This is a genomic window from Pseudomonas sp. HMWF021, assembly GCF_003061005.1.
GTDB lineage: Bacteria > Pseudomonadota > Gammaproteobacteria > Pseudomonadales > Pseudomonadaceae > Aquipseudomonas.
In genome coordinates this window covers 1-1,589 of the sequence record NZ_QAIK01000092.1, presented here as the reverse complement: position 1 = coordinate 1,589, position 1,589 = coordinate 1, and the positions used below count along the sequence as shown (strand labels likewise).

Sequence of the window (1,589 nt, the reverse complement as noted above, 5' to 3'; positions counted from 1 at the left end):
ACGCCCATTCCTGTGTCGGGCCAACAATGACAAACACTATGTGGTCAAAGGCTTGGAGCTGCCGCCAGCCGAACGCATTGCCGAACTACTCTGCGCCCGTTTAGCTGCTCTGTTCGGCTTACCGATCCCCGAGCATGGCTGTATCTATGTCGATCCAGCCTTGTTGCGTTATAACCCGGAAGCTCGTAGTGATCTCGGACCAGGGGACAGCTATGCCCTTGCTTACGTCGCCGATGCTGCTGACCTACTGTATTCACAAGCACTGCAGGTTCCGAGCGACCTTCAAAAAGCCGTCTTCGCTTTTGATTACTGGGTCGATAACAGTGATCGCCAGTTGGGACCATTTGGTGGGCGTCCGAATCTGCTTATGTGCAGTATCAACAATCAGCTACAGCTGATCGATCACAACCAGGCATTCCAATGGCCATTGGATGCTTCAAGGTTCGCTGATAGCCATGTGTTTGGCCCCGAAAATCGGGCATGGCGTTTGGATCTGGTCGACAAAGTTGAATACGCTCAGCGGATGCATGACACTGCTGAACGATTTCGTGACCTATGCTCAGATATTCCTGAAGAGTGGTGTGAGGCCATCGGAGCACTCGGGCTGGAAACGCTGCTTGAAGAAATCGAACGCAACCTGATGCTTTGCCAATCGGACGAATTCTGGAGCGTCCTGAAATGAAATACACCTGTCTTTACAGCATTGTGCGCTTCGCGCCTTTTGCGGAGACCGAAGAGTTTGCCAATGTAGGCATCGTTCTCTCGGCGCCTGCTATCGGTCGCATGGAGTACAAACTCGCTCGTAAAAATCTGAAACGGGTCAATCATTTCTTTGAGTGCAGTAATCTTTTCGCCAAGGCGATGGAAATAGCCCAAAACGAACTCGACAGCATCCGCCTCATGACTGCAGGCGCTCAAGAGTCGCAGATCGTTAACCACTTCCGATTCATGACGGAACCGAAGGAGTCGATGATTCGCTTCAGCCCCATGCGCTCGATACTGGTGGGAAATCTCGACGATACGCTCGCTACGCTGTTCAACCGCTACATTGATCGTCAAGGCATTGGCCGCGAGCGTCGTGAAGAGGTGATGGTTCGAGAGATTCGGGAGATGTTTTCGCAGGCATCGATTCGCAATTTCCGTGATGACACGCTGGCCGGCGATCTGACCAAACTGCATCTCCCTTTGGTACATCGCAATAAGGTCGTGGCGGCTATAAAGCCCTTGGCTTTTGACCAGTCAGAGCCCAGCGCAATACTCGACCACTGCGATCAGTGGCTGATGAAATTCGTAAGAGCGGAACAGGAAGGCATAATTCAGCTGCAAAACGTGCTGATCCCCGTTAGCACTCCTGCAGAGAGCGAATCACCTCGCCACCAAAAAGCGGTGGAAGTTGCCAAGGAAAGCATTGAGGCACGTGGCCTACAATTGGTTGATTTCCAGGCAACACAGAAAATTGCCGACTTCGCACAGCGCTACGCTCAATAGTTGATTTCGCTCAATAAGCCGCACAATTGTGCGGCTTTTCCGTCTTTGCGTAACCTCTATATCTCACCGGCAGAGCCTGTAACATGCGCTGGCTTACAAAC

General features: G+C 52.0%; 2 protein-coding genes. Both read left to right on the top strand.

Annotation, left to right across the window (positions count from 1 at the left end; all coding sequences use genetic code 11):
- A partial coding sequence (locus DBR18_RS12200; protein WP_108590503.1) for a HipA family kinase occupies positions 1 to 682 on the top strand: 682 nt, incomplete at its 5' end.
- On the top strand, positions 679 to 1,488 hold the full coding sequence (locus tag DBR18_RS12195) for a DUF3037 domain-containing protein (RefSeq protein WP_108590502.1): 810 nt from the start codon (positions 679 to 681) through the stop codon (positions 1,486 to 1,488). The genes DBR18_RS12200 and DBR18_RS12195, both read left to right, overlap by 4 nt.
- Positions 1,489 to 1,589 lie beyond the last annotated feature (101 nt).